At 53.4% G+C, this 20,703-nt stretch carries 19 protein-coding genes; 13 read left to right on the forward strand and 6 right to left on the reverse strand.

Annotated elements, in window-relative coordinates; genetic code table 11:
• The 7 genes from ispG (at nucleotide 1) to JKP81_RS00370 (ending at nucleotide 6,820) form a co-directional block, all read left to right on the forward strand.
• Nucleotides 1-1,119, forward strand: coding sequence for a flavodoxin-dependent (E)-4-hydroxy-3-methylbut-2-enyl-diphosphate synthase (ispG, locus tag JKP81_RS00340; RefSeq protein ID WP_017458992.1), 1,119 nt, complete (start codon nucleotides 1-3; stop codon nucleotides 1,117-1,119).
• A 109-nt stretch (nucleotides 1,120-1,228) separates the two neighbouring features.
• On the forward strand, nucleotides 1,229-2,503 hold the full coding sequence (gene hisS, locus JKP81_RS00345) for a histidine--tRNA ligase (RefSeq protein WP_200550174.1): 1,275 nt from the start codon (nucleotides 1,229-1,231) through the stop codon (nucleotides 2,501-2,503).
• Between the two features lie 36 nt (nucleotides 2,504-2,539).
• Entirely contained in the window at nucleotides 2,540-3,160 is a 621-nt protein-coding gene (locus tag JKP81_RS00350) for a YfgM family protein (RefSeq protein WP_200550175.1), read from the forward strand.
• A gap of 10 nt (nucleotides 3,161-3,170) precedes the next feature.
• A complete protein-coding gene (gene bamB, locus JKP81_RS00355; protein ID WP_200550176.1) occupies nucleotides 3,171-4,349 on the forward strand; it encodes an outer membrane protein assembly factor BamB in 1,179 nt (392 codons plus the stop codon).
• A gap of 120 nt (nucleotides 4,350-4,469) precedes the next feature.
• Nucleotides 4,470-5,948, forward strand: coding sequence for a ribosome biogenesis GTPase Der (der, locus tag JKP81_RS00360; protein WP_200550177.1), 1,479 nt, complete (start codon nucleotides 4,470-4,472; stop codon nucleotides 5,946-5,948).
• Nucleotides 5,949-6,115: 167 nt separating this feature from the next.
• Nucleotides 6,116-6,508: a cell envelope integrity TolA C-terminal domain-containing protein gene (locus tag JKP81_RS00365; protein ID WP_200550178.1), complete on the forward strand. Its 393-nt coding sequence runs from the start codon at nucleotides 6,116-6,118 to the stop codon at nucleotides 6,506-6,508.
• Between the two features lie 96 nt (nucleotides 6,509-6,604).
• On the forward strand, nucleotides 6,605-6,820 hold the full coding sequence (locus tag JKP81_RS00370) for a zinc ribbon domain-containing protein (protein WP_200550179.1): 216 nt from the start codon (nucleotides 6,605-6,607) through the stop codon (nucleotides 6,818-6,820).
• On the opposite strand, the gene JKP81_RS00375 is transcribed toward JKP81_RS00370, so the two are convergent.
• The 3 genes from JKP81_RS00375 to xseA form a co-directional block, all read right to left on the reverse strand.
• Nucleotides 6,817-7,158 carry a protealysin inhibitor emfourin gene (locus JKP81_RS00375; protein ID WP_200551041.1) on the reverse strand — a complete coding sequence of 114 codons (342 nt, stop codon included), beginning with the start codon at nucleotides 7,156-7,158 and terminating at the stop codon, nucleotides 6,817-6,819. The genes JKP81_RS00370 and JKP81_RS00375 overlap by 4 nt on opposite strands.
• Nucleotides 7,158-8,183 (reverse strand): M4 family metallopeptidase, encoded by a 1,026-nt coding sequence (locus JKP81_RS00380; RefSeq protein ID WP_200550180.1) that lies wholly within the window; start codon nucleotides 8,181-8,183, stop codon nucleotides 7,158-7,160. Before JKP81_RS00380 ends, JKP81_RS00375 begins: the two co-directional genes overlap by 1 nt.
• Nucleotides 8,184-8,250: 67 nt before the next feature.
• On the reverse strand, nucleotides 8,251-9,627 hold the full coding sequence (gene xseA / locus JKP81_RS00385; protein ID WP_200550181.1) for an exodeoxyribonuclease VII large subunit: 1,377 nt from the start codon (nucleotides 9,625-9,627) through the stop codon (nucleotides 8,251-8,253).
• 159 nt (nucleotides 9,628-9,786) lie between these two features.
• Between xseA and guaB the strand changes: the two genes are divergently transcribed.
• On the forward strand, nucleotides 9,787-11,253 hold the full coding sequence (guaB, locus tag JKP81_RS00390; RefSeq protein WP_200550182.1) for an IMP dehydrogenase: 1,467 nt from the start codon (nucleotides 9,787-9,789) through the stop codon (nucleotides 11,251-11,253).
• Nucleotides 11,254-11,314: 61 nt separating this feature from the next.
• Nucleotides 11,315-12,892 (forward strand): glutamine-hydrolyzing GMP synthase, encoded by a 1,578-nt coding sequence (gene guaA / locus JKP81_RS00395; protein WP_017458981.1) that lies wholly within the window; start codon nucleotides 11,315-11,317, stop codon nucleotides 12,890-12,892.
• 201 nt (nucleotides 12,893-13,093) lie between these two features.
• Here guaA and JKP81_RS00400 read toward each other — a convergent pair whose 3' ends face one another.
• Together JKP81_RS00400 and JKP81_RS00405 are read right to left on the reverse strand one after the other, a co-directional pair.
• On the reverse strand, nucleotides 13,094-13,312 hold the full coding sequence (locus tag JKP81_RS00400) for a helix-turn-helix domain-containing protein (protein ID WP_200550183.1): 219 nt from the start codon (nucleotides 13,310-13,312) through the stop codon (nucleotides 13,094-13,096).
• Between the two features lie 92 nt (nucleotides 13,313-13,404).
• Nucleotides 13,405-13,635: a helix-turn-helix domain-containing protein gene (locus tag JKP81_RS00405; RefSeq protein ID WP_200550184.1), complete on the reverse strand. Its 231-nt coding sequence runs from the start codon at nucleotides 13,633-13,635 to the stop codon at nucleotides 13,405-13,407.
• 108 nt (nucleotides 13,636-13,743) lie between these two features.
• Here JKP81_RS00405 and JKP81_RS00410 point away from each other — a divergent pair, with 108 nt between their 5' ends.
• Both JKP81_RS00410 and JKP81_RS00415 read left to right on the forward strand, forming a co-directional pair.
• Nucleotides 13,744-13,992 (forward strand): helix-turn-helix transcriptional regulator, encoded by a 249-nt coding sequence (locus JKP81_RS00410; RefSeq protein ID WP_200550185.1) that lies wholly within the window; start codon nucleotides 13,744-13,746, stop codon nucleotides 13,990-13,992.
• 613 nt (nucleotides 13,993-14,605) lie between these two features.
• Nucleotides 14,606-16,144: a methyl-accepting chemotaxis protein gene (locus tag JKP81_RS00415; protein ID WP_200550186.1), complete on the forward strand. Its 1,539-nt coding sequence runs from the start codon at nucleotides 14,606-14,608 to the stop codon at nucleotides 16,142-16,144.
• Between the two features lie 172 nt (nucleotides 16,145-16,316).
• Here the strand turns inward: JKP81_RS00415 and JKP81_RS00420 are convergent, their stop codons facing one another.
• Nucleotides 16,317-16,925 (reverse strand): SMI1/KNR4 family protein, encoded by a 609-nt coding sequence (locus JKP81_RS00420; protein WP_200550187.1) that lies wholly within the window; start codon nucleotides 16,923-16,925, stop codon nucleotides 16,317-16,319.
• 147 nt (nucleotides 16,926-17,072) lie between these two features.
• Between JKP81_RS00420 and JKP81_RS00425 the strand changes: the two genes are divergently transcribed.
• Both JKP81_RS00425 and JKP81_RS00430 read left to right on the forward strand, forming a co-directional pair.
• Entirely contained in the window at nucleotides 17,073-17,459 is a 387-nt protein-coding gene (locus JKP81_RS00425; protein ID WP_200550188.1) for a hypothetical protein, read from the forward strand.
• A 172-nt stretch (nucleotides 17,460-17,631) separates the two neighbouring features.
• Nucleotides 17,632-20,688, forward strand: a complete 3,057-nt coding sequence (locus JKP81_RS00430; RefSeq protein WP_200550189.1) for an NACHT domain-containing NTPase — start codon at nucleotides 17,632-17,634, stop codon at nucleotides 20,686-20,688.
• Nucleotides 20,689-20,703: the final 15 nt, after the last annotated feature.

Genomic DNA, 20,703 nt, shown 5'->3' on the forward strand with positions numbered 1-20,703 from the left:
ATGCATAACCAGGCCCCGATTCAGCGTCGGAAATCGAAACGGATTTACGTTGGTAATGTGCCCATTGGCGATGGCGCGCCCATCGCCGTGCAGTCCATGACAAACACCCGTACCACGGATGTTGAAGCTACGGTCAATCAAATCAAAGCGCTTGAGCGCGTCGGTGCGGATATCGTCCGCGTCTCCGTTCCGACCATGGACGCGGCGGAAGCATTCAAGTTAATCAAACAGCAAGTGAGTGTCCCGCTGGTTGCGGACATCCATTTTGACTACCGCATTGCGCTTAAAGTCGCCGAATATGGCGTTGACTGCCTGCGTATTAACCCCGGCAACATCGGCAACGAAGAGCGTATTCGCACCGTTGTTGATTGCGCGCGCGATAAAAACATCCCGATCCGCATCGGCGTTAATGCCGGTTCGCTGGAAAAAGATCTGCAGGAAAAGTATGGCGAGCCAACGCCGCAAGCGCTGCTCGAATCCGCCATGCGCCATGTCGATCATCTTGATCGCCTGAACTTCGATCAGTTCAAAGTCAGCGTGAAAGCGTCGGATGTATTCCTCGCTGTTGAATCCTATCGCCTGCTGGCAAAACAGATTGATCAGCCGCTGCACCTCGGCATCACCGAAGCAGGTGGCGCGCGTGCAGGCGCGGTCAAATCTGCAATCGGTCTGGGTTTGCTGCTTTCTGAAGGCATCGGTGACACGCTGCGTATTTCGCTGGCAGCCGATCCGGTGGAAGAGATCAAAGTTGGTTTTGATATCCTGAAATCCCTGCGTATTCGTTCGCGCGGCATTAACTTTATCGCCTGTCCGACCTGTTCCCGCCAGGAGTTTGACGTTATCGGTACGGTCAACGCCCTTGAGCAGAGGCTGGAAGATATCATCACGCCGATGGATGTCTCCATTATCGGCTGCGTGGTAAATGGCCCTGGTGAAGCGCTGGTTTCCACGCTGGGTGTGACCGGTGGCAACAAGAAAAGCGGCCTGTATGAAGATGGCGTGCGCAAAGATCGCCTCGATAACAGCGATATGATTAGCCAGCTTGAAGCCCGCATTCGCGCGAAAGCGTCAATGCTGGACGAAGCGCGTCGTATCGATGTGCAACAGGTAGAAAAATAAGGTTGCTGGGAAGCGGCAGGCTTCCCGTGTATGATGAACCCGCCCGGCGCGACCCGTTGTTCGTCGCGGCCCCGAGGGTTCATTTTTTGTATTAATAAAGAGAATAAACGTGGCAAAAAATATTCAAGCCATTCGCGGCATGAACGATTATCTGCCTGGCGAAACCGCCATCTGGCAGCGCATTGAAGGCACTTTAAAAAACGTGCTCGGCAGCTACGGTTACAGTGAAATCCGTTTGCCGATTGTAGAGCAGACCCCGCTGTTCAAACGCGCGATCGGTGAAGTGACCGACGTGGTTGAAAAAGAGATGTATACCTTTGACGATCGCAACGGCGACAGCCTGACATTGCGTCCCGAAGGTACTGCGGGCTGCGTACGCGCCGGCATCGAGCACGGTCTGCTGTACAATCAGGAACAGCGCTTGTGGTACGTTGGGCCGATGTTCCGCTACGAGCGTCCGCAGAAAGGGCGCTACCGTCAATTCCATCAGTTGGGTGTGGAAGTATTTGGCCTGCAGGGGCCGGATATCGATGCCGAGCTGATTATGCTTACCGCCCGCTGGTGGCACGAGCTGGGCATTGCTTCGCACGTTGCCCTTGAACTCAACTCTATTGGTTCGCTCGAAGCGCGTGCGACCTATCGCGATGCGCTGGTAGCTTTCCTCGAGCAGCATAAAGATAAGCTGGACGAAGACTGCCTGCGTCGTATGTATACCAACCCGCTGCGCGTACTGGATACCAAAAACCAGGACATTCAGGCGTTGCTGAACGATGCACCGAAACTGGGTGATTACCTTGATAACGAGTCCCGCGAACACTTCGCAGGTCTTTGCGCATTCCTCGATGCGGCGGGTATCGCTTATACGGTCAACCAGCGCCTGGTGCGCGGTCTGGATTACTACAATCGCACTGTTTTCGAGTGGGTAACCACCAGTCTTGGCGCGCAAGGCACCGTTTGCGCAGGCGGTCGTTATGACGGCCTGGTTGAGCAGCTTGGTGGTCGCGCAACCCCGGCGGTTGGCTTCGCAATGGGTCTTGAACGACTTGTTTTGTTAGTTCAGGCAGTTAATCCGGAATTTAAAGCAGAATCCGTTGTCGATATATACCTGGTGGCGTCTGGCGCCAATACGCAATCCGCTGCTATGCAGTTGGGTGAACAGGTGCGCGATGCGTTACCTGGCGTACGGCTGATGATGAACCACGGCGGCGGCAATTTTAAAAAGCAATTTGCTCGCGCGGACAAGTGGGGCGCTCGCGTCGCACTGGTGCTCGGTGAAACTGAAATTGCCGACGGTAATGTTGTGGTGAAGGATTTACGCTCTGGTGAGCAGAGTACGGTAACGCAGGAGAGCGTTGCGGCGCATTTGCGCACACTACTGGGCTAATCTCCCCGGTGAATTATCGTTAAGGAGAAGGACTGCGTGGAAATTTACGAAAACGAAAACGACCAGGTAGACGCGATTAAGCGCTTCTTTGCCGAGAATGGTAAAGCGCTGGCCGTTGGCGTCGTTTTGGGTATTGGTGCGCTGGTTGGCTGGCGCTACTGGAACGGCCATCAGGCGGACACGGCGAGAGCCTCTTCACAGGCGTATGAAAACGCGGTGGTCGCGCTTTCGGCGGGCAAACCAGAGTCGTTCACAGCGGCGGAAAAATTCGCTGCTGACAACAAAAATACCTACGGCGCGCTGGCGTCGCTGGAACTGGCGCAGCAATACGTTGAGAAGAACGAGCTGGATAAAGCCGCCGCTCAGCTGCAGCAAGGGCTGGCTGCGACGAATGATGAAAATCTCAAGTCGATAATCAATGTGCGCCTGGCGCGCATTCAGGTACAGCAAAAGCAACAAGACGCTGCGCTGAAAACGCTGGATGCTGTCAAAGCGGAAAGCTGGTCAGCGATTGTTGCCGATCTGCGTGGTGAAGCACTGCTGAGCAAAGGCGATAAACAAGGTGCGCGCACCGCATGGGAAAACGGCATTAAAAACAATGCTTCTCCTGCGCTGAGTGAAATGATGCAGATGAAAATCAATAATTTGTCCATCTAAGAGGGACCCGATGCAATTGCGTAAATTACTTCTGCCAGGGCTGCTTTCCGTCACGCTTTTGAGCGGCTGTTCCCTGTTTAACAGCGAAGAAGACGTTGTCAAAATGTCCCCGTTGCCGGTGGTTGAAAACCAGTTCACCCCGACCACGTCATGGAGCACCTCCGTGGGTAACGGTATTGGTGACTTCTACTCTAACCTGCATCCGGCGTTTGCTGATGGCGTGGTTTATGCCGCCGATCGTCACGGTGTGGTGAAAGCGGTTAGCATTGAAGATGGGCATGAAATTTGGTCGGTTAACCTGGCTGAAAAAGATGGCTGGTTCTCTACACGCGCTGCACTGCTTTCCGGCGGTGTGACCGTTTCCGGTGGCCATGTTTATGTGGGCAGCGAAAAAGCGCAGGTTTATGCGTTGAATACCAGCGATGGTTCGCAGGCGTGGAAGACGAAAGTCGCTGGTGAAGCGCTTTCTCGCCCGGTAGTGAGCGACGGTTTAGTGCTGATCCACACCAGCAACGGTCAGTTGCAGGCGCTGAACGAAAGCGATGGTGCATCCAAATGGACCGTCAACCTCGATATGCCTGCGCTTTCTCTGCGCGGTGAATCTGCTCCGACTTCCGCCTTTGGCGCTGCCATTGTCGGCGGCGATAATGGTCGCGTAAGCGCGGTATTGATGCAGCAGGGCCAGATGATTTGGCAGCAGCGCATCTCCCAGGCTAACGGCCCGACAGAGATCGATCGTCTGAGCGATGTCGACACCACGCCGGTTGTTGTTGGTAACGTGGTATACGCGCTGGCCTATAATGGCAACATGACGGCGCTGGATCTGCGTAGCGGCCAGATTATGTGGAAACGCGAGCTGGGTTCAGTGAGCGATTTCGTGGTTGATGGTAACCGCATCTATATGATCGACCAGAGCGATCGTGTTCTGGCGCTGACTACCGACGGCGGCGTGACCCTGTGGACGCAAAGTGACCTGCTGCACCGTAACCTTACCGCTCCGGCGTTGTATAATGGTTACATTGTGACAGGCGATAGCGAAGGCTACGTGCACTGGATTAACGTCGAAGACGGGCGCTTTGTCGCGCAGCAGAAAGTCGACAGCTCCGGTTTCCTGACCGAGCCGGTCGTTGCCGGTGGCAAACTGCTGATCCAGGCGAAAGACGGCACAGTGTACGCCCTTTCGCGCTAAGCGCGTCGGGTTTGTCGTTCCTGAAGACGGCTCCTGTTGCAGGAGCCGTTTTCCTGTTTTTAAAACGGCGCGCAACCCGCGACGTTTTGCTAATGAATTTTCTGTAATGAGGCTTTAAACATGGTACCTGTGGTCGCGCTTGTCGGGCGCCCTAACGTTGGAAAATCCACGCTATTTAACCGTTTAACACGCACCCGTGATGCGCTGGTGGCGGATTTCCCGGGTCTGACTCGTGACCGTAAGTACGGTCGTGCTGAAGTTGAAGGCCGCGAATTTATCTGCATCGATACCGGTGGTATCGATGGCACCGAAGACGGCGTGGAAACGCGTATGGCGGAACAGTCGCTGCTGGCGATTGAAGAAGCCGATGTCGTGCTGTTTATGGTCGATGCGCGCGCGGGGCTGATGCCTGCCGATTCGGCCATTGCCAAGCATCTGCGTTCACGCGAAAAACCGACCTTCCTGGTGGCGAACAAAACCGACGGTCTGGATCCGGATCAGGCAACAGCAGATTTTTACTCGCTGGGCCTTGGTGAAATTCACGCTATCGCCGCTTCCCACGGGCGCGGTGTTACCAGCTTGCTGGAGCACGTGCTGATGCCGTGGATGGATGAGCTGAACCCGCCGGAAGTTGTGGACGAAGAGGCGGAATACTGGGCGCAGTTCGAAGCCAACGAAAACGGCGAGAAAAAAGAAGAGCCGGAAGACGATTTCAACCCGCAGGATCTGCCAATCAAACTGGCTATTGTCGGGCGTCCCAACGTCGGTAAGTCCACACTCACTAACCGCATTCTTGGTGAAGACCGCGTGGTGGTGTACGACATGCCGGGCACCACGCGCGACAGCATCTACATTCCGATGCAGCGCGATGAGCGTGAGTACGTACTTATCGACACCGCTGGTGTGCGTAAACGCGGCAAAATCACCGATGTAGTAGAAAAGTTCTCGGTTATCAAAACGCTGCAAGCGATTGAAGATGCTAACGTTGTGCTGCTGGTCATTGATGCCCGTGAAGGTATCTCCGATCAGGATTTATCGCTGCTCGGCTTTATTCTTAACAGCGGCCGCTCGCTGGTTATCGTCGTCAATAAATGGGACGGTCTGAGCCAGGAAGTGAAAGAGCAGGTGAAAGAGACGCTGGATTACCGCCTGGGCTTTATTGATTTCGCCCGCGTGCACTTTATTTCTGCGCTGCACGGCAGCGGTGTTGGCAACCTGTTTGAATCCGTTCGCGAAGCTTATGACAGCTCCACCCGCCGCGTGAGCACCGCGCTGCTGACCCGTATTATGAACATGGCGGCGGAAGATCATCAGCCGCCGCTGGTGCGTGGTCGTCGCGTGAAGCTGAAATATGCCCACGCCGGCGGTTATAACCCGCCGATTGTGGTGATCCACGGCAACCAGGTAAAAGATTTGCCGGATTCTTACAAACGCTATTTGATGAACTATTTCCGCAAATCGCTGGATGTGATGGGTACGCCAATCCGTATTCAGTTCAAAGAAGGGGAAAACCCGTTTGCTGAAAAACGTAACACCCTGACCCCGAACCAGATGCGTAAACGTAAGCGCCTGATTAAACACATCAAAAAAAGTAAGTAATCACTTGCTTCAAACCCGCCGCCTGGCGGGTTTTTTGTTTGCCAGAATTGGCTCACCTACAAAATTCAGGCGCTGTTTCAGCCTGTCGATAGCAGTACACTCTTTATAGCTATAAAAACAAAGGGTTAATAACTGGCTTCAATAAATAATTTCAAAAGGGATATGAAATGAAGAAGGTTTTACTGTTAATACTGCTGGGCAGTGTAATGACAGGTTGCACACCGCTTCACCCCTCCGATTGTCATAAAACCACTGCGCTTGGCAGTTGCGACTCCGGGCGCTTTACCGACCAGGATGCGTACGGGAAACAGGCCCGCGCGATAAAAAACGCTATCGAATCCCGGCTTACCGATCGTTCTGTCTGGAAAGGGAAAAAATGCCGCTTACATCTGGAATTTGCCTATGATGGCAAACTGAACAATATCGAGACCAGAGAAGGGAATAAAGCTTACTGCGCAGCGTTGAAAACCGCAGCGCAACGGGCGACATTCCCGGCATTTCCTTCTCAGCGGATTTATCAGGCATTCGAGAGCTCCCGCTTCGTGATGGTGGGCGAATAGCAAACCAAACCTGACGCGGCACTTAACCCGTTTGCAGGCGGGTTTTTTGTTGCCAGCGGTGTATGATAAACGCCGTGAAAAATTAAGGAGCGCCTTATGGAACTTACCTGCCCGACTTGCCATAACCCGCTGCAAATCGTGGGAACACAGGCTCACTGCGACGGTTGCGGCAAAGACATTGAAGTACAAGCAAATTGCCCGGAGTGCCACCAGCCTCTGGAAGTATTAAAAGCCTGTGGCGCGGTGGATTTTTTCTGCCAGCACGGCCACGGGCTGATTTCGAAAAAACGCGTCGAATATACGTTGCTCTAAGGTTTGCAAATACAGTCTTCCCCTTCGCGCCACAGTTCGACAAACGACGGTGGCGCTTTGCTTTCCGGGATAAGCAGCAGCACATCCGTTTGCTGGGTGGTCCAGGTTATTTGCAAACGGTAGAAACGCTGATCGCCGCGGCCCGGTGAGTCCGGCTGGCCTGGCGGCTCTGCAAGCGGGAGCGTCTGGTGCAATATATCCACCAGCCGCTGGCGCTGCTCCGCACTGAGCTGGGCGATGACAATTTTACGCGCGCCGCTCAGTTTGGGAATGTAAGCCAGCCCGCCTTCACGGGCTAGCTCCACTACCGCATCGTCGGTTAATTCGGGTTCGTTCATCATAAAACTCCGACATCTTTCCACGCCTGTTCGATAGCAGCGGCGATTTTCTTGCCGGACCGTTTTTCGCCATGTTTGATGGTGAATTTGGCGAAGGTCGCGAAGTCGGCATTTTGCGCCAGTGACTTATCACACACGGTGTCATACCAGGCGTATCCGGCTTTTTCCCATGCATAGCCGCCTATAGCGGTTGCCGCCAGGTAAAATGCCCGGTTAGGAATGCCGGAATTCAGGTGTACACCGCCGTTATCCTCACGCGTTTTAATAAAATCTTTCATATGCGCAGGTTGCGGATCTTTACCCAGTAACGGATCGTCATAAGCCGTTCCCGGCTTCGACATCGAACGCAGCCCCTTGCCATGAATGCCTTTCGCCAGCAAGCCTTCACCAATGATCCAGTCCGCCTGATCCGCCGTCTGTTGCTGGTGATACTGTTTTACCAGCGAACCGAACACATCGGATAATGACTCATTTAACGCGCCAGCTTGTTCAAAGTAGATCAGCCCGGCTTCCGTTTCTGTGACGCCGTGACTCAGTTCATGCGCCACCACGTCAATGGCAATGGTAAAACGGTTGAAGATCTCTCCATCACCGTCGCCAAACACCATTTGTTGGCCATTCCAGAAAGCGTTCTGGTAATCCTTACCGTAATGCACGGTGCCGCTGAGAATGAGCCCCTGGTTATCCAGCGAGTTGCGCTGATAAATCTGCCAGAAGAAATCGTGGGTGACTCCCAGGTAGTCGTACGCTTCGGTGACGGCGACATCGCCCGTCGGTGGCTGGCCTTCATAGCGCACTTGCTCGCCGGGCAACGTCTCTTTTTGCTGGGCGTCATAGATATCGCGTACCAGCTCGCCTGGCGAAGTGACCAGCGGCGCATCGACTTTGCCGTGGCTGTGCGCCATCAACGTTTGTACATGCGTTAAGGTCTGGCGGGCGCAGCGTTGCTGAAGTTCAGAACCATTGTCGATAATGCGGCGCAGGATATAAGGCGGGATAACACTGTACGGATGACGTGCATTCATGTTGATCTCCTTGATAAAACAAAAAAGAACAACAAAAAGTATAGGTTCGTCTGATTTATTGAGCGCGCTAATTAAGAGGATTTACGTTGGCGCGCTTTTTCACGGGCGTGACGGCGCTGACTTCGCTCTCCACCCAGCCGTCATTCAGCCGCGTGGTCAGTTTGTCACCCGCTTTTACCTGTTTGGTCTGTTTCAACACTTTGCCGTCGGTCGCGGTGGTTACGCTATAACCGCGCGCCAGTGTCGCCAGCGGGCTAACGGCTTCCAGATGCGTGATGGCCGAACCGAAGCGTTCACGCGTGCTGCTTAAGCGGTCACGAATATTCTGGCTCAGACGATATTCCAGTTGCTGAATACGGCTTTGCGCCCGGTGAATACGCGGCTGCGGGTTTTGTTGATTCAGGCGTTGCAATACGCGCTGCTGGCGCGCGGACGTGCGTTTTAACTGATTATCCAGCGCGTTGTGCATGCGCTGTTGCAGGCGTTCCAGCACAGTTTGCTGGCGCGCCAGACGCAGTTGCGGATGCTGTTGTTGCAGACGATGGTGGACCTGGGCAAAACGGCGACTACGGCCTGCCAGATAGTAATCCATCGACATTTCTAAACGCTGTTGCATCGCCTGAACCTGGCGCAGCAGCTCCAGCTGGTTACGGCTGACAATTTCCGCCGCAGCAGAGGGCGTTGGCGCGCGCAGGTCGGCAACAAAATCGGCAATGGTCACATCGGTTTCATGCCCAACGGCGCTGACCACCGGAATGCGGCTGGCAAAAATTGCCCGCGCTACACGTTCGTCGTTAAAACTCCACAAATCTTCCAGCGAACCGCCGCCGCGACCGACAATCAATACGTCGCACTCTTCGCGGGCGTTAGCCAGCTCAATGGCGCGCACAATCTGCGCGGGCGCATCTTCTCCCTGTACCGCAGTTGGGTAAATTACTACCGGCAGCGACGGATCGCGGCGTTTCAGCACATGCAGAATATCGTGCAGCGCGGCACCGGTTTTCGAGGTGATGACACCAACGCAATGGGCGGGGGAGGGCAGTGGTTTTTTGAATTGCTGGTCGAACAGCCCTTCGGCCGCAAGCTTAGCTTTAAGTTGCTCATATTTTTGTTGCAGCAGGCCTTCACCGGCCGGTTGCATGCTCTCGACAATAATCTGGTATTCGCCGCGCGGTTCATACAGCGTGATATTGGCACGCACCAGCACTTGCTGGCCGTGCTGCGGGCGAAACGTGACGCGGCGGTTGCTGTTGCGGAACATCGCGCAGCGCACCTGAGCGGTATCGTCTTTTAAGGTGAAGTACCAGTGACCGGAAGCGGGCTGGGTAAAGTTGGAGATTTCCCCGCTGATCCACACCTGGCCGAGTTCGCGTTCCAGCAGTAAGCGCACCGACTGATTAAGGCGGCTAACCGTAAAAATTGAGGGGGATTGGAACGACGACATGTGAGCCAGATCAAATTCTAAATCAGCAAGTTATTCGTTCGATAGTAACCCGAAACGAGGGGATGGCAAGTATTTTTCTTAAAAAAGTGTGGATGCAATCGGTTACGCTCTGTATAATGCCACGGCAATATTTAACCCCCCAGGTCAGAGATATTGCCCATGCTACGTATCGCTAAAGAAGCACTGACGTTTGACGACGTCCTCCTCGTTCCCGCTCATTCCACCGTTCTGCCGAATACTGCCGACTTGAGCACGCAGCTCACTAAAACCATTCGCCTGAACATTCCTATGCTCTCTGCGGCGATGGATACCGTGACGGAAGCGCGCCTGGCAATTGCCCTGGCACAGGAAGGCGGCATTGGCTTTATTCACAAAAACATGTCGATTGAGCGCCAGGCAGAAGAAGTTCGCCGCGTGAAGAAACATGAATCCGGCGTGGTTAAAGACCCGCAAACCGTTCTGCCGACCACCACCCTGCGCGAAGTGAAAGAGCTGACCGAACGTAACGGCTTTGCCGGTTACCCGGTGGTGAACAACGACAATGAACTGGTTGGCATCATCACCGGTCGTGACGTGCGTTTCGTCACCGATCTGAGCCAGCCTGTTAGCGTGTACATGACGCCGAAAGAGCGTCTGGTTACCGTGCGTGAAGGTGAATCCCGTGAAGTTGTGTTTGCTAAAATGCACGAAAAACGCGTTGAGAAAGCGTTGGTTGTTGACGAAAGCTTCCACCTGCGCGGCATGATCACCGTGAAAGATTTCCAGAAAGCAGAACGTAAACCGAACGCCTGTAAAGATGAGCAGGGTCAACTGCGCGTTGGTGCAGCGGTTGGTGCCGGCGCGGGCAACGAAGAGCGCGTTGACGCGCTGGTTGCCGCAGGCGTTGACGTGCTGCTGATTGACTCCTCCCACGGCCACTCCGAAGGCGTGTTGCAGCGCATTCGCGAAACCCGTGCCAAATACCCGGATCTGCAAATCATCGGCGGTAACGTAGCGACTGGCGCAGGTGCTCGCGCACTGGCTGAAGCGGGCGTCAGCGCGGTGAAAGTCGGTATCGGCCCTGGCTCCATCTGTACGACGCGTATCGTGACTGGTGTGGGCGTTCCGCAGATCACCGCTGTTTCCGACGCGGTTGAAGCGCTGGAAGGCACCGGCATTCCGGTTATCGCTGACGGCGGTATCCGTTTCTCTGGCGACATCGCCAAAGCGATCGCCGCAGGTGCTGCCGCCGTGATGGTAGGCTCAATGCTTGCCGGTACTGAAGAATCCCCGGGCGAAATCGAACTCTACCAGGGCCGTTCTTATAAATCCTACCGTGGCATGGGCTCGCTGGGCGCGATGTCCAAAGGCTCTTCTGACCGCTACTTCCAGAGCGATAACGCTGCCGACAAACTGGTGCCGGAAGGTATCGAAGGCCGCGTGGCTTATAAAGGCCGCCTGAAAGAGATCATTCACCAGCAGATGGGCGGCCTGCGCTCCTGTATGGGGCTGACCGGCTGTGGTACTATCGACGACCTGCGCACCAAAGCGGAATTCGTGCGCATTAGCGGCGCGGGCATTCAGGAAAGCCACGTTCACGACGTGACCATCACCAAGGAATCCCCGAACTACCGCATGGGTTCTTAATGATTTTCGCGCCCGGTGCTCTCACCGGGCGCTTTCGTAACTTGCCTCGGAAGTAACGTCAATGACGGACAACATTCATAAACATCGTATTCTTATCCTCGATTTTGGTTCTCAGTACACCCAACTGGTTGCGCGCCGCGTGCGTGAACTGGGAGTTTACTGCGAACTGTGGGCGTGGGATGTCACCGAAGCGCAGATCCGCGACTTCAATCCAAGCGGCATCATCCTTTCCGGCGGCCCGGAAAGCACCACCGAAGACAACAGCCCGCGCGCGCCGCAATATGTGTTCGAAGCTGGCGTGCCGGTGCTTGGCGTCTGCTACGGCATGCAGACCATGGCGATGCAGCTCGGCGGCCACGTTGAAGGTTCTAACGAGCGTGAATTCGGCTACGCGCAGGTTGAAGTACAGACCGACAGCGCGCTGGTTCGCGGCATTGAAGATTCGCTGACCGCAGAAGGCAAAGTGCTGCTGGACGTATGGATGAGCCACGGCGACAAAGTGACGGCGATCCCGTCTGACTTCGTTACCGTTGCCAGTACCGAAAGCTGCCCGTTCGCCATCATGGCGAACGAAGAAAAACGCTTCTACGGCGTGCAGTTCCACCCGGAAGTAACCCACACCCGCCAGGGCCTGCGTATGCTGGAACGCTTCGTGCGCGATATCTGCGAATGTGAAGCGCTGTGGACGCCGGCAAAAATCATCGATGACGCCGTTGAGCGCATCCGCCAGCAGGTTGGCGACGATAAAGTGATCCTCGGCCTCTCCGGCGGCGTGGATTCTTCTGTGACCGCGATGCTGCTGCACCGCGCTATCGGCAAAAACCTGACCTGTGTATTCGTTGATAACGGTCTGCTGCGTCTGAATGAAGCCCAGCAGGTGATGGACATGTTTGGCGACCACTTCGGTCTGAACATTGTTCACGTTGAAGGGGAAGCGCGTTTCCTGGCTGCACTGGCCGGTGAGAACGATCCGGAAGCAAAACGTAAAATCATCGGCCGTGTGTTCGTGGAAGTGTTCGACGAAGAAGCACTGAAGCTGGAAGACGTGAAATGGCTGGCGCAGGGCACCATCTACCCGGACGTGATCGAATCCGCTGCTTCGGCAACCGGTAAAGCGCACGTTATCAAATCTCACCACAACGTGGGTGGCCTGCCGAAAGAGATGAAGATGGGGCTGGTTGAACCGCTGCGTGAGCTGTTCAAAGATGAAGTGCGTAAAATTGGTCTGGAACTGGGTCTGCCGTACGACATGCTGTACCGCCATCCGTTCCCGGGCCCGGGTCTCGGTGTTCGCGTGCTGGGCGAAGTGAAGAAAGAGTATTGCGACCTGCTGCGCCGCGCCGATGCGATCTTTATCGAAGAGCTGCATAAAGCCGATCTCTACAACAAAGTGAGCCAGGCGTTCACCGTGTTCCTGCCGGTTCGTTCCGTGGGCGTGATGGGCGACGGTCGCAAATACGACTGGGTTGTCTCGCTGCGTGCAGTAGAAACCATCGACTTTATGACCGCACACTGGGCGCATCTGCCGTACGATTTCCTCGGCCGCGTCTCTAACCGCATCATCAACGAAGTGAACGGTATTTCCCGCGTGGTGTATGACATCAGCGGTAAACCGCCAGCTACGATTGAGTGGGAATAATAGTTGGCTCCTGCTGATTAAGCAGTTGTGCTCTAAAAAAACCAGCAAGCCTTACGGCTGCTGGTTTTTTTAAATGATAATATCACTCCAGACAGATAGCCTTTGCTAATGATTGTCTATCTATTAAAACTAAGCTGGTATCGCGCTTTATTATAATTTCAGAACAGTATGGTTTAATTTATTTTTTCAAAAGGCAGTTTTTTAAAATTCAAATAGATTATCTAACCTCACGCCCAACCCATCCGCAATAACCGCAATAACTTCCAGCGTTGGATTCCTTACCCCTCGTTCAATCCCACTAATATAAGTGCGATCCAACCCACATTTGTCGGCGAAAGCTTCCTGAGAAAGCCCGCGTTCTAAACGAAGGGTTTTTACGCGTTGTCCAAAACGGACTGTAATATCTTTTGTATTTTTCATGTCCGACAGCATCGTACTTCGTTGCTTATCAGACCACGGACGATGAGTCACATAATTAGCTGTGTGGGTGATCCGATTATCAAGTGCGCCGATCAGTCAGATTCATCAAATGTGAACAGCGTGGTGAGTTCAGTGTGGAGGGCTGTCGCAAGAATATAGAGAATTTCTAAGGTCGGATTCCGGATGCCGCGTTCGATGCCGCTGATATAGGTGCGATCAAGGCCGCACTTCTCCGCAAAGCCTTCCTGAGAAAGCCCCGCTTGCGTACGCAATGTTCTGACACGTTGTCCTAACAGGACTTTGATATTTTCAGAATTTTTCATGCGTACAGCATTGTTTTTTGCTGACTATAAGTCCACGGACTATTAGTCACAATTCTAAAGACTTGTGCTATTGTGTGACTCATAGTCAACATGAAAAGGAGCATTACAATGGAACACCACGACTGGCATCCGGCGGATATCATTGCGTGTTTAAAGAAAAAAGGAACCTCGTTGGCGGCGCTTTCCCGCGAATCAGGACTGGCTTCATCCACGCTCGCCAATGCCTTAACCCGGCACTGGCCGAAAGGGGAGCGGTTAATTGCCGAAGCGCTGGAAACCAGGCCAGAGGCAATCTGGCCGTCGCGTTATCAGATATGTAATTCCGAAGAACGTGTTTGCGAAGAGAAGGGCGCATAAACGCTGAAGCATGAAAACGGTAATGGCCTGTTTCAGGGCTATTACCGTCTGCTCAGTATGTCTGATCATTTCCGCGGTATTTGCTGGCTTGACGAAATTAACCCAGCCGATATTATGTGGTATTAAGCCAGGAATTAAATTTTGAATTTAATTTCCTGCATTGTTTGAATTGAGTATGTTTTTTCGATATTGATTTTCTTTCTTAATTTAACATTTTTAATCCCTTTATCTCTTGTTGAGGTGAAAAAAGCCTCTCCCGTATCGAATTCCCTGCTTTTTAATTATTAGCCTCTTATATTTCACCTCTGTATGTAAATTCCATTTTCTGCCTTCCGTTTGATGCTATGAATGTGCGTTTTTTGAACAAATTCGGTTCATCGCCAGGATGAATAGCTATTCCATGAAACGGCATATTTGAAACGTTAGTTTGAATAGATTGGTGAATACTAAGCATATTTTTTCGCTCAAGTACCTTTTTTCTAACTCTTTGATTCAAATATGTAATGTGATTTAAATTAAATTTTAACGCCAGATTGCCGATAAGTTGTCTTCGGTATGCTCCTTTCAAAGGGGGCAGAAATTCATGAAATCACCTCAACCCAGGGTAATAAATATGTCAGTTAGGCGTTTTTCATTTCTCGTTTTTAGTCTGTTACTTGGTATTTTTCTCATCAGCTCGGCTTCTAACCTTTGGTCACTTACTCACAGCAACCAGTCGCTGGATAACGTGAACAAAGAGATCAGGGTCGTGCTGTCGGTTATTGACCCGATTAACCATAGCCGCACACTGCGTGTGCGTCTGATGGAAGCCATGATTAACGCCTCCCTGGGCGACAAACAGAAAGCGGATGCGTCGCTTGAGAGCGCGAAAGCGGTGATGCAAAAAGCCACCGATGCGTTCAACAACTACAAGGCTGCGCCACCCGTCGAGGGCGAAGAGGCGCTTTCCGCGCCTTACAGTCAGGCCTGGCAAACATATGTTGATCAAGGCCTGCGTCCGTTGATGGACGCCGCGAGCAACAACGACACGGCGCGTTTCAACCAGCTCGTCAGCACCACTGTTCCGCAGCTTGATCGTCAGTTTGAGATCACACTCGATAACCTGCTGGCCTTTCGCGAAAAATACGCCCAGCGCCTTAACAACGACGCGCAGAATCGCTTCGTGAATAGCATGGTGACCATTGGTGTTTTCGCCTTACTGTTTACCTTGATCATTGTCGCTATCTTTATCCTGCTGCGTCGTCGCGTTCTGTCGCCGCTGGATGCCGCCCGCTTACATTGCCAGAAAATGGCGGCAGGCGAGTTGCACACTCCTGTTGTTTACGGTTCTAAAGATGAGATTGGCGACATGCTCGGTTCGCTGGAGCAAATGCGTCTTGCCCTGCTGGAAATCATTGCCCAGGTGCGTAATTCCAGTCAGAGCGTGGCTCACGCGGCAGAAGAAATCGCTGCCGGTAATACCGATCTCTCGGCCCGTACCGAAGAGCAAGCGGCTTCTCTTGGGCAGACCGCTGCCAGCATGGAACAGCTAACTTCAACGGTTAAGCACACCTCCGAAAACACACAACAGGCAAATACCCTTGCGACAGCGATGCGCAGCTCCGCGCAGGAAGGGAATACGATTGTTGAAAAGGCGGTGATGTCGATGAAAGAGATCGAATCCAGCTCCGGCAAAATAGACACCATCATCTCCTTAATCGAGGACATTGCTTTCCAGACCAACATCCTGGCACTCAACGCAGCGGTTGAAGCGGCACGAGCCGGCGAGCAGGGGCGCGGGTTTGCGGTTGTGGCAAGTGAAGTCCGTAATCTGGCGCAGCGTTCGTCACTCGCGGCGAAAGAGATCAAAGAGCTTATTGAGGAATCCGGCCGGCAGGTGCTTCTGGGTAGCGAAAGGGTGTCGCAGGCAGGCGAAAGCATGCAGCGCATTATCAGCACCGTTAAGCAGGTTTCTGAGCTGATGGCGGAAATTGCGCTCTCGACCGGTGAGCAGAGCCGCGGCATAGAGCAGATAAACCAGGCTGTTGCGCAGATGGACACGGTAACGCAGCAGAACGCCGCGTTAGTCGAAGAAGCATCTGCAGCGGCGCTTTCGCTTAAAGAGCAGTCTCAATTGCTGGAAGAGACGGTAGCCGTTTTTAAACTGAGCTAACGTTTTGCCAAAACATAAACAAGGCAGGTTGATGCCTGCCTTGTTGGTGATTCTTTAATGGTTCGTCGCTACCCGGTTACCCGCTATTCAACGTATTTCTCAACAGTGTAGAAGTGCTCATGAAAAGCACGGGTGTGGCCACATCGTTGCAGTTGTCCCAATATAGCGCTGTTCAGTACATCCACTTTTCCACCACGTCATCACCCAGGCGCTCGCGCAGCAACTCCTCGTTATCCTCCTCGCCGTGGGCTTCCAGCAGGCATTTGAACATCAGCACGTCAAGGTATTGGCCCACGTCGGTGAAAATCTGCGTCAGCATCGGCGAGCTGTCGTGATCGAAATACCAGACTTCGCCGGTTTCCCGATGAAAGCACCATAAATTGCCGTTGCCCAGATAGTCGCCAAAGGCGACCAACTGATTAACCTGCGCCCATTGCGACGCCGCGTCTGGCGCACCTTTGAGAATGTCATGAATGCCGGGATAAGCATCTACCAGCGGTTCAATGCTGGCGTATATCGCGGGCGTGACGCTGCACAACCTTTCGGCCAGTTCGAGTGCGCCGAGAGTTTCATGGTAGCGACGCAGCAGCGGCGGAAGCGCGCAGCCCAGGCGTTGTTCAAGCGCTTCAATCTCTTTGGGGTTAACCGGCGCAACTGGCGCCGGGTTATTCCACTGTTCGCGCCAGGCCTGTACGCAGGCGCGCCACCAGGCCAGCCGTGCTGTCTCATCGGTAAATTCTGGCCACGTTAAGGGCGGCAGTTCGCTGCTATCTGGATTCATTTTTTTCCCCCTGCTTATTTACTCTGGCTGCTCACAGGATCGCTTACATTCGCCATGAGGACTACTGCCATTAGTGATGGCTTTACGCTATGTTCTTCGCAACGTTAAGGTAACCGAAAAAATCCACTGTGCAGAACCGGGAGCGCTATGCAGTCAGTAAAGTTAATGGGAGATGGCTATGAGCCGCAGGTCTGGCAGGAAGGCGATCAATTGACATACTCGCTGCCGGTCGATTCCGGGTTTGTCAGTTTTGATTTTAGCTTTATTATTCGCCGAAGCGATCTGGATGTCCTGCTGGCTGATGATTACCGACGCGCCGCACTCGAAATCATTGCGCACACGCTACTTCAGCATTCCACGCTAAAGGGAAATGCCCGTTTCACGCAACGCGATTTCGATAAACTGCTTGCGGATACGCTCCACTCAACGAACGATTTCCTGCAGGCCTTTATTGCCCGCATCAATCGGGAACATCGCATTGGGATTGAGCACTCTGTGAAAGAGATCCTCGCCCGTCGCGCTGCAGCGGATTAAAGCACCGTATGCACTTTGAAAGAGTGGCGCCTATTGCACGCTAAAGCGCATCGGGCTTTTCCCTCAGACAACCCCCACCAAATCAGGTAGTTTGCTTCCGGTTTGCGGTACCGGAGGCGTTATAGTGCTGTTTCATTGCAAAAGGCGTCACAAGAATAAAGAAGGGACTCACATGTCGGGTAGCCAAAAATTCGTTTTACTCCTCCTTGCGTTGGCGTTGTGCTTCGTGGTGGGAACCGGGCTGTATTCCTCGTGGTTTAATGCGGCCTCAGTTGGCGTGTTTATCTGCCTGATGCTCTATTTCACGCGGCCATTGCTGATGCCTGCCGGTTATGGTGCGAACAAAATCCGCACGCTGGTGCTGGTTCTGGCATTTGGAGCATTCTCCAGTGTTTCCAGCACGCTGAATTCGCTCCTGCCGACACTCTGGTCATTGCCGGTGCTGCAAAATGCGCCGGACTGGTTGAAGCGTCTCCAGCCTATTAGTCAGGCCTCAGATCAGTTGCTGGCTGCCATTGTGATCATTGTCGGGATTGTCTTTTTTTGCTTGCGCGACAGAAGCGTCGCAGGCGAGCTTCCGCCATTAAAAAAAGATATCGCTGACAAAGAGTTACCGCGCAAACTGAAGGTATTTTGCAATGTGCTTGAGCGCGATTTGATGACGATCGATCAGGACACTAACTGGAGCCCGGAACACTACACCGAACTGGAAGCCGAGGTCGAGATCCGCCAGGTGAAAGGCGTCGCTTCACGTAAGAAGATCATCGGGTTGCAGGATGCGATCCGCAAAGACCGAACCTCGCGCTCATTTTTGATTCTGGGAGCGCCTGGTTCCGGTAAAAGCGTCGCGCTGCGCAAGCTGGCTAAAGATATGCTGGCCGAAGTCAATAAGACGCACCGCGTGCCGGTCTACATCAACCTGCGTGAATGGGTGCCAGCAAGCACTGTGGTGGCCGGGCGTACTGAGTTTTCCGTGAAGGATCTGGAAGAGTTTGTCATTAAAAGCCTCATTCGTCGTGGTGACGCGTATACCCGAAATTTTGTTAATCAATACTTTGATTCCCTTTGTAGCTCTGGTCGCCTGTTTTTTATCTTTGATTCATTTGATGAAATTTCAGAGCTGCTGGATGCCAGTGAAAACTCAGATGTGATTAATTCACTCTCCAGCGTTATCTCGCGCTTTATGACTTCACACCCGGCGTCACGCGGTGTTTTAGCCTCACGCGTGTTCCGCCAGCCGACGCGCGCATTTCTGGCGGACAAAGTGCTGGAGATCCGCCCACTGTCAGAAGCGGGCATTTCCGAGGCGCTTAGCCACTATCCGCAATTCACGGAGCAGGTAAGAAACACCTTGTTCAGCCACCGCCCGGATTTGATTCCCTTAGTACGCAATCCCTTCATGATGGCGCTGCTTGGCGAGTGGATTGCGGTTAACCAAACGCTGCCGGTTAATCAGGCTGAACTTTATAAGAGCTACATTGATAGCCGCATGAAACTTTGCGAGCAGGAACTCAGCGATGCGGGGATCTCCTCGCGTGAAGTGATCGCGATTTCAACGGATATCGCGTGGTTTGTCTTTCGTTCCTCGAAGTTTGGCCTTGAAGCGCCAGTGAAAGTGATCCGCAGTTATTTCAATTCAGCAAATGTGGACGCGGTACTGGATCTGCTCAGTTTTGCCCGAATTGCCAGGGTGACCCCCGGCAATGACAAATCGTTCGCCTTTGTTCATCGCCGTTTTCTGGAATATTTCGTCACCAACCGTTTTTTGCAGCAGCCCGCAGAAGTGCCCGATTCGCACATTCCTACCGATTCTCGCGGCCGTGACGCGCTGGTGTTGTATGCACAGTTGTGTAGCGAAACCGAGGCTCAACGGCTGGCCAATCTTTGCTGGGATGAGATCCAACGCTATTTCACGGATGCCAGCCAGCGCATTCGCGCCATCCACTGTCTGCGCTTTTTGATTGACGCATTTGGCTCCCGCCGTGAGGTGTTGCAACCGTTCGAAGAAGCGCTTTCTGCTTTTGTGATGCAGCACGTAAAAGCGGGCGATAACATCCTGCTGGCAAAAATTTGCCTGGAAGCCACCGGGCTGCTTTCAGAGTCGCGCGCAGCGCCGGTGCTGGCCGCCGCGATTGCTGGTGAGGATGGCTGGTTGCAGGAGACTGCTTTTCGCGCCTGTCGCCATTTGCCGAAAATGGATCCCGAACTGGAAGAGGGGATGAAGAAATACGTGCTGAATATTTCGGAAACCAATTTCTGGCGCGGGCGCAAAAATATCCTGCTGAGCCTGTCGTTATCCGATGCGTTAAGTGGCGTTTACCGCGTTGCGAAGATGCGCCTGTGGAGCATGAAAGCGGCGCTCACCAGCACGGTGTTACTCATCATTATGTTGCCGTTTATCACCTTTTTTAGCGCGAGCTATGCGGCGGCTGTTTCCGCACCGATCTTACTGTTCGCCAAAGCGGGGCGTACGGCACAAAAAGAGAAGGCGAGAAAAGTGGGCGGCGATAATCCTGCGCCTCGCGCGACGGTGCCATTTGTTGATAAGGGTTTTTTATCCGGCACCATCGTGTTATTTCGGGTGATGTGTTTCGTCATTCTGTCGGTGATCAGTGTGGTCGGGCTGTTATCCCCGGCGCTGGCGCTGGCGGCGATACCGTTTTACCTCTTCAGCGGGCATGCCATTTATAACGGCTGGCTGGCGGCCGTGAATGTGGTGTTGAGTTTAATGTTGCTCGATTGGGTGGCTATCTGCCGGTTTGTACGCAGCAAAATTAATGATTTGCTTAACCCGAAAAAGTGGCTGGCCGCGCTGTCGATTCTCGCCACGTCTGTGTTGGGCGTCGCGCTTATTTTTAGCGCTATTCATTATGTCTCCCAATACCCGATGGCGGAGCCGGTATTTAAAGCCACATTCTCATTGCTGCTCGCGCTGTTGGCGGCATACGTGGCGTTCACCTTTATTCAATCTGTGCGCGGCGGGATTAAAGACGTGCGGATGCTGCGCAAATTCACCTTTGGCTTAGCCATTAAACGTACGCAAATCGCTATAATTCTTTCTGAATGCGTGTCGGATTACGGGCGTTTGCGGTTTGTTCGTCGGCTTGAAAGCGAAGGCATCTCCGCCACCGGCGACTGGCCGGAAGGGTTCAAACTGGCGGTTGGTCTTGGCGAGGCCTACACGGCGCTGGCGCGGCTGGAAGAGCGCTGGTTAAACCTCGACAGATAAGTAACGCGTTTGTGC

It is taken from the genome of Kosakonia sp. LAM2021 (genome assembly GCF_016620385.1).
GTDB classification, from domain to species: Bacteria; Pseudomonadota; Gammaproteobacteria; order Enterobacterales; family Enterobacteriaceae; genus Kosakonia; species Kosakonia sacchari.

What these genes read in the sequence shown, in the direction of transcription:
- ispG (WP_017458992.1), top strand. Translation starts at nt 1, where the DNA reads ATGCATAACCAGGCCCCGATTCAGCGTCGGAAATCGAAACGGATTTAC.
- bamB (WP_200550176.1), top strand. Translation starts at nt 3,171, where the DNA reads ATGCAATTGCGTAAATTACTTCTGCCAGGGCTGCTTTCCGTCACGCTT.
- der (WP_200550177.1), top strand. Translation starts at nt 4,470, where the DNA reads ATGGTACCTGTGGTCGCGCTTGTCGGGCGCCCTAACGTTGGAAAATCC.
- JKP81_RS00365 (WP_200550178.1), top strand. Translation starts at nt 6,116, where the DNA reads ATGAAGAAGGTTTTACTGTTAATACTGCTGGGCAGTGTAATGACAGGT.
- JKP81_RS00370 (WP_200550179.1), top strand. Translation starts at nt 6,605, where the DNA reads ATGGAACTTACCTGCCCGACTTGCCATAACCCGCTGCAAATCGTGGGA.
- JKP81_RS00375 (WP_200551041.1), bottom strand. Translation starts at nt 7,158, where the DNA reads ATGAACGAACCCGAATTAACCGACGATGCGGTAGTGGAGCTAGCCCGT.
- JKP81_RS00380 (WP_200550180.1), bottom strand. Translation starts at nt 8,183, where the DNA reads ATGAATGCACGTCATCCGTACAGTGTTATCCCGCCTTATATCCTGCGC.
- xseA (WP_200550181.1), bottom strand. Translation starts at nt 9,627, where the DNA reads ATGTCGTCGTTCCAATCCCCCTCAATTTTTACGGTTAGCCGCCTTAAT.
- guaB (WP_200550182.1), top strand. Translation starts at nt 9,787, where the DNA reads ATGCTACGTATCGCTAAAGAAGCACTGACGTTTGACGACGTCCTCCTC.
- guaA (WP_017458981.1), top strand. Translation starts at nt 11,315, where the DNA reads ATGACGGACAACATTCATAAACATCGTATTCTTATCCTCGATTTTGGT.
- JKP81_RS00400 (WP_200550183.1), bottom strand. Translation starts at nt 13,312, where the DNA reads ATGAAAAATACAAAAGATATTACAGTCCGTTTTGGACAACGCGTAAAA.
- JKP81_RS00405 (WP_200550184.1), bottom strand. Translation starts at nt 13,635, where the DNA reads ATGAAAAATTCTGAAAATATCAAAGTCCTGTTAGGACAACGTGTCAGA.
- JKP81_RS00410 (WP_200550185.1), top strand. Translation starts at nt 13,744, where the DNA reads ATGGAACACCACGACTGGCATCCGGCGGATATCATTGCGTGTTTAAAG.
- JKP81_RS00415 (WP_200550186.1), top strand. Translation starts at nt 14,606, where the DNA reads ATGTCAGTTAGGCGTTTTTCATTTCTCGTTTTTAGTCTGTTACTTGGT.
- JKP81_RS00420 (WP_200550187.1), bottom strand. Translation starts at nt 16,925, where the DNA reads ATGAATCCAGATAGCAGCGAACTGCCGCCCTTAACGTGGCCAGAATTT.
- JKP81_RS00425 (WP_200550188.1), top strand. Translation starts at nt 17,073, where the DNA reads ATGCAGTCAGTAAAGTTAATGGGAGATGGCTATGAGCCGCAGGTCTGG.
- JKP81_RS00430 (WP_200550189.1), top strand. Translation starts at nt 17,632, where the DNA reads ATGTCGGGTAGCCAAAAATTCGTTTTACTCCTCCTTGCGTTGGCGTTG.